The 5798-nt window shown below is 73.0% G+C and carries 6 protein-coding genes; 2 read left to right on the top strand and 4 right to left on the bottom strand.

The window, feature by feature from the left end; genetic code table 11:
- On the top strand, positions 1 to 452 hold a 452-nt coding region (locus tag AC1MIR_RS23390; RefSeq protein ID WP_480030588.1), incomplete at its 5' end, for a lipocalin-like domain-containing protein.
- Between the two features lie 31 nt (positions 453 to 483).
- On the opposite strand, the gene AC1MIR_RS23385 is transcribed toward AC1MIR_RS23390, so the two are convergent.
- From AC1MIR_RS23385 to hdhA, 3 genes are read right to left on the bottom strand one after another with little or no spacing between them, the layout of a single operon-like run.
- Positions 484 to 2247, bottom strand: a complete 1764-nt coding sequence (locus AC1MIR_RS23385; protein ID WP_480030587.1) for an alginate export family protein — start codon at positions 2245 to 2247, stop codon at positions 484 to 486.
- Positions 2244 to 3038, bottom strand: coding sequence for an SDR family oxidoreductase (locus AC1MIR_RS23380; RefSeq protein ID WP_480030586.1), 795 nt, complete (start codon positions 3036 to 3038; stop codon positions 2244 to 2246). The genes AC1MIR_RS23385 and AC1MIR_RS23380 overlap by 4 nt, the downstream gene beginning before the upstream one ends.
- 46 nt (positions 3039 to 3084) lie before the next feature.
- The gene (gene hdhA, locus AC1MIR_RS23375; RefSeq protein WP_480030585.1) at positions 3085 to 3846 is read right to left on the bottom strand and encodes a 7-alpha-hydroxysteroid dehydrogenase; all 762 of its coding nucleotides are present in this window, start codon (positions 3844 to 3846) and stop codon (positions 3085 to 3087) included.
- Positions 3847 to 4013: 167 nt separating this feature from the next.
- Between hdhA and AC1MIR_RS23370 the strand changes: the two genes are divergently transcribed.
- On the top strand, positions 4014 to 4490 hold the full coding sequence (locus tag AC1MIR_RS23370; RefSeq protein WP_480030584.1) for a hypothetical protein: 477 nt from the start codon (positions 4014 to 4016) through the stop codon (positions 4488 to 4490).
- Between the two features lie 231 nt (positions 4491 to 4721).
- On the opposite strand, the gene AC1MIR_RS23365 is transcribed toward AC1MIR_RS23370, so the two are convergent.
- A partial coding sequence (locus tag AC1MIR_RS23365) for a hypothetical protein (RefSeq protein ID WP_480030583.1) occupies positions 4722 to 5798 on the bottom strand: 1077 nt, incomplete at its 5' end.

Genomic DNA, 5798 nt, shown 5'->3' with positions numbered 1-5798 from the left:
GGCCCCCGGCGGGGTCCGTCCTGTCGGGTTCGGGCGCGGCCGGCTTTGGGGCGGGGGGGGCACGCAGTCCCCCCCCCGGGACCCGGGGCGAGCCCTTCGGATCGAACCCGAAGGGCATCATGGTGTTCACCGCCGATGGCCATTTCTCGCTGTTCCAGTCCGCGGCGGAGGTGCCGCGGCTGGCGGCGAACGACCGCGCCCGGGCGACGGCGGAAGAGGCCACGACCGTGATGCGGAACACCATCGCGTATTACGGCACCTACACCGTCAACGAGGCCGCGCGGGAACTGCTGCTGACGATCCAGGGCAGCACCTATGCGAACCTGGTCAGCGGCACCCCGCAACGGCGGATCGTCACCATGCTCACGCCGACCGAACTGGCGTTCAGCAACCCGCGAACCCCGAACGGCATGACCCTGCATACGGTGTGGCGGCGCGCCTCGCCGCCGTAGGGAGATCGGCCTTCGGCGCGTGCCGCGCCCTTCAGAACGTCCAGAACAGCTGCGCCTGCAGCGTCGTCCAGTTGGCGGCGCTGCCGCCCGTCGCGGCGCGGATCGCCTCGCCCGGCTGCGCGATGCCCGCGACGCCCAGGAAATAGAGCCTCTCGTTGATCGGCATGCGCAGCACCAGCTGCCATTCCTGCCCGAGATCGCGCGAGGCGAGCTGCGACAGCGCCGGATTGGCGCCGAGGTTGTTCAGCTCCAGCGCCCGGTTCAGGTACCAGTCGAGGGTGAGGTTCGTCCCCTCCCACGGCGACACGTTCAGCCGCACGCGATGCACCGCGCGATTGGCCTGGGTCAGCACCTTGCCCATGGTGATGCCCTGCAGCCACTCATCCAGGCCGCCGGAATAGAGCGTGTCGAAGCGCTCGTAGCGCGCGGTCGTCGGGTCGTCGCCCGTGAAGGCGGCGTAGCGATAGGAGAGGCTGGGCGTCCAGGGCAGGTCGCGCGCCAGGTAGCCGATCTGCGCGAAGCCGGCCCAGGCCGACATGGGGAAGTTCTCGTTCGACTGATGCGCCAGCGCGCCCTCGATCCAGAGGCCGGGCAGCATCGCTGGGTCCGCCCATCGCCCGCGTGCGGCAACCGTCAGCAGCCCCTCCCGCCCGCCGGGCGAGGCGCCGCCCGGCACGGGATAGCGCGTGTCGGAACTCGGCACGTAAATCGCGTTCACCGCCGCATGGCTGTGGCCGTCGAGGTTGAAGCGCAGGCTGCCGCCGACCAGCTGCGTGCGCGAGAGGATGTCCACGCTGTCGTTCGGCTCCAGCCAGAAGCCGTTGAACACGAAGCGCCCCCAGCGCGCATTGACCAGCGCCGCCTGGTCCGCCGCCGTGCGCGGCGAGAGGTAGACGCCCGGCAGCCAGCCGGCATTCAGCCGCTGCGTGAAGCGCGCGACGAGGAAGCCGTCCTCGAGCGTGAAGGCCTGCTTGCCGAAGGAGGCGTTGATGCGCAGGTCGCTGTCCGGCGGCGCGTAGATCAGCCCGCCATAGGCGCGGTTGAGCTCGTTGGTGGAGCGCGTGCCGTCGCGGAAGATGTCGCGCCCCGCGGTGATCGCGGCGAGGCCGGTGACCGCGCCATAGAGGTAGAACGGTCCGTCGCGCAGCTGCGTCGCGAAGCCCATGCCGTATTCGGCGTAGGTCTCGCCCCAGCTTGCGCGCGATCCGGTCGCGGCGCCGAGCGGCGGGTTCGCAACCAGCGGGCTGCCGCGCGTGAAGGCGAGCGGCCTGCCGAACCACGGATTGCCGTCCGAGAAGGCGCCCACGCCGCCATTGGCGACGAAGGTCACGAGGCTGCGCGCGTCGCGCCAGAGCGCCGGGAAGGCGCCCAGCCCCTCGCCGGCCAGGATGCCGGACGGTCCGCCCGGCAGGCCGCCATCCGCTGCGACCCGCAGCACGATCGTGAGGCTGCGGCTCGAAGGATCGAGGGCAAGCCGATAGGAGGCATCCCGCACGCCCTGCAGCGCGCGCAGCCGCGCCAGGCCGGCCTGCGCCAGGATCGGATCGAAGGGCAGGCCGGGCGAGAGCCCGAAGGCCCGCCGCGCCTCCGCGGCCAGGTCGCGGCGCGCATCGGGCTCGCCGCGCAGCTCGACCTCGATTGCGGCGATGGTGGCGCCGTCCGCGAGGGCCGGCTGCTCGACGGTCCCGGGGCCGCCGAGGCCGGTCGCGTTCCCGCCGGCCGTCGCGCCGGTCTGGGCGCGCGCCGGCGCCGCGAGCAGCGCCAGCAGCGGAAGGAGGAGAAGCCCCCGCCTCAATGCCCGAACAGGCGCACCACGCTGCCGCCGCCATGCACGTTGATGGTCTGCCCGCTGACCCAGCCGCCCGCGGGGGAGGCGAGCCAGAGCATGGCGTTCGCGACATCCTCCGGCGTTCCGGGGCGGCCGGTCAGGGTGTCGGGGTGCATCATGCGCTGCTGCGTCGCCGCGTCGATGCCGGCCGAAGCATAGCCCTCGGTGATCACCGTGCCGATCAGCACGGAATTCACCCGCACCTTCTTCGCCAGCGCATGGGCGAGGCTGACCATCAGCTGGTTCAGCGCCGCCTTCGCCGTGCCATAGGCCAGGATGTCGTAGGCCGGCACGGCGGAGGAGAAGCTGCCGGAATTGATCACCGCGGCGTTCTTCGCCTTCAGCAGGTGCGGCACGCAGGCCGCCGTCATGCGATAGGCGCTGATCGTGTTGAGCTTGTAGCTGTCGATCATCTGCTGCTCGGTGACCGCCAGCGGATCGGGGTTCACCCCGCCCCAGCCGACGTTGTTGACCAGCGTGGAGAGCCCGCCGAAGGCGGCGACCGCGGCCGCGACCGTCGCCTGGATGTCGCCCTCCTGCGTCACGTCGCAGGCCATGCCGCGCACGTCGCGGCCGGTCTCGGCGGCGATCGCCCTCGCCGTCTCGGCGGCCTTGTCGCCATGCAGGTCGGCGATCAGCACCTTGGCACCGGCGCCGGCGAAGGCGCGCGCGATACCGGCGCCGATGTTCTGCGCGCCGCCGGTGACGATCGCGGCGTGGCCGTCCATCCGGAAGGCGGCGAGCGGGTCATAGGCCATCGTCGTCTCTCTCCCTGTCGTTCCGGCGGTCCGATGCGGCGCCGCGTCAATCCAGTTCCTGCACGCCGCCGCCGCTGACGGTCAGCACCTGCCCGCTGATCCAGGTCGCGAGCGGCGAGCACAGGAACAGCACGGCGTTCGCGATGTCCGATGCCTCGCCCAGCCGCCCCATCGGCGTGTGCTTCAGCATCGCCTTCTCGATCTCGGACGTGAGCACGGAGGCGAGCGCGGCGGTCTTGATCGCGCCCGGCGCGATCGCGTTGACGCGGATGCCCATCGGCCCGAGGTCGAAGGCGATGTTGCGCGTCAGGTGGTTCACCGCCGCCTTGGACGAGGAATAGGACGCCATCCGCTTGTTCGTGTTCTCCCCCGCCATGGAGGAGATGTTCACGATGGCCCCGCCGCCCGCCGCCTTCATGTGCGGCGCGGCGAGCTGGCACAGCCGGAACACCGAATAGACGTTCAGGCGATAGGCCCAGTCGAAGTCGGACATCGGCATCTCGAAGGGCTTGGGCCCGCCGCCGCCGGCGTTGTTGACCAGGATGTCGAGGCGTCCGAAGCGCGCGATCACCTGTTCGACCAGCGACACCAGCGCGGCCTCCTCGGTGACGTCGCAGGCGAGCCCGATCGCCTGGCCGCCGCGCGCGCGGATCGCCGCGGCGGTCTCCTCGGCGGTTTCCGCCTTGAGGTCGCTGACGACGACGGCCGCGCCGGCGGTCGCCAGGGTCTCGGCCGAGGCCTCGCCGATGCCGGCGCCAGCGCCTGTCACGACGGCGACCTGCCCGTCCAGTCGCATCTCGACTGCCATGTTCGGCATCCTCTCCTCGCCTCTGCGCATCCTCCTGCGCGACGGCGGCGGGCAGCGGCAAGGGAGAGGGTGCCCATAATGGGCACGGGCGGCTTGGGCCGCGCGACAACGCAGGGCATGCTGCGCGCATGGGAGAGAGCGATGGGAGCGCCGCGTCGGAGGCCGAGTTGGCGTTCATCAGCGCCTACGGGTTGCGCTTCGCCGCCTATCATCACGCCTGGTCGCTGTTCTTCGTCAGCCACATGAGCGACCTGCGCCGTCATTTCGGCGACCTGGACGAGGCGCTGCTGCTGGCCGCCTTCGGGCTCGGGCCGGTCGGCGAGAAGCGGCGGGCGGCGCAGCGCCGGCGCGACATCAAGGCGCTGGCCTATGACGGGCGCGCCATGAGCCCGGGCGTGACCAATGCGAAGCGCCTGGCCGAGATCACCGGCATCCCGCGCGAGACGGTGCGCCGCAAGCTCGACCGCTTCCGTGCGCGGGGCTGGGTGGAGCAGGACGCGCGCGGCGCCTGGCGGCTGAGCCTCGACGCGGACGGCACGGCGCGCATCGCCGGCGCGATGGCGCCGCTGCATGCGGTGTTCCTGCGCCGGCTCGCCAGGCTCATGGCGGAATTCGAGCGGCTCGACCGGGCAGCAACCAGGTGAGCCTTGCGCGACCGTCGCACCGCTCGCGTCGCCGCCGAAGGCCACGTCGCGACCGCAGAGCCTGGGCGTCCCGGGGAGCGGCAGGACCTATCGCGCCTTCCAGACCGATGCCGGTGCGCAACTTCTGGTCGTTCGTCGTCTCCGACACGCGGACGCTGAGCCAACGACTCCAGCCATTCGTTCGCAGCGCCGATCCACGCGCCGGCCGATTCCAGACGCCCGTGATCTGCTTCAACGCCGCCTGCCGGTGAGCAGCCCCCCGAGGCCGCGAACCGCGTCCTGCGCGACGCCCTGGACCTCCCGCGGCACCAGGGGGATCGGCACCGGGGCGGCTTCCGGCATGCGCCCGGCCCTGCCGAGCCGGGCGAGCGTCAGCGCCGATGCGCAATCCCCGCCGGGCGGCGTGCTGCCGGCGGCGCCGCGCAGGAATTCCGCCGTGCTGCTGCGCCAGAGGCGGTTCGCCACCGTGTCGCCCATCACCTGCGCCAGCGCCGCGCCGGGCTCCACGCCGACGCGCGGCGCGGCGAAGCTTCCGCCGACCGTCACCGGCGTGCGCATGGTCAGCCCCATCACGCGGATGTCGGGCAGCAGCCGCGCCGCGAGCGTCTCGTCCCGCAGGTTGAGGGCCAGGGTGCCATCCAGCCGGCCGAACTCGCCCTCCGCAAGCAGCACCTGGCTCTGCGCGACGCCGCCCTCGGCCGAGAGCCGCAGCGCGAAGCATCGCAGGCCGAGCCCGCCCGAGGGCGTGCCGCGCGGCAGCAGCGCGCGGGCGAGGTCGGGGCCGATGGAGAGCGCGCTGGCGCCGGTGAAGCGGCCGCCGACCATCGCGATGCCCGCCTCGCCGGAGAGGCTCGCCGCCAGGGCGGGCAGCGTCGCGCCGCGTCCACGCACATCGAGAGCAAGCTCCGCCTGGCCCTCGAAGGCTGCCGGGATGCCGAAGGCGCGGCGCAGCGCCGTGAGGTCGAGCCCGCGCCCGCGGCTTTCGAGCCTGAGCGCCGCGGCCGGCGGCGATGCCGCCGCGTCCAGGCTGAAGCGCCCGCCGAGCGCGCCGCCGGGCGAGGTCGCGGCGAGCGGGTCGAGCGCCAGCCTTGCATTCGCAAGCGCGACCGTCGTCGCCGCGTCGCGCCATGTCACGCCGCCGGCCTGCAGCGTGGTCGCCGACAGGATCAGAGCGGCATCGAAGCCGCGCAGAGCCTCCACCGGCAGGGCGATCGCCGGGATCCGGCGCTGCGCCGGCCGCCCGGGGCGGGGCGGGGCGGCGGGGGGGCGCGCCCCCCCCGCGCGCGCGGGGGGCCGCGCCCGCCCGCC

It is taken from the genome of Falsiroseomonas sp. RANM36 (assembly GCF_056682175.1).
Note: the sequence above shows the minus strand (reverse complement) of the source record. Positions and strands in the feature narration are given on the sequence as shown.

What these genes read in the sequence shown, in the direction of transcription:
- AC1MIR_RS23380 (WP_480030586.1), bottom strand. Translation starts at nt 3,038, where the DNA reads ATGGCCTATGACCCGCTCGCCGCCTTCCGGATGGACGGCCACGCCGCG.
- hdhA (WP_480030585.1), bottom strand. Translation starts at nt 3,846, where the DNA reads ATGGCAGTCGAGATGCGACTGGACGGGCAGGTCGCCGTCGTGACAGGC.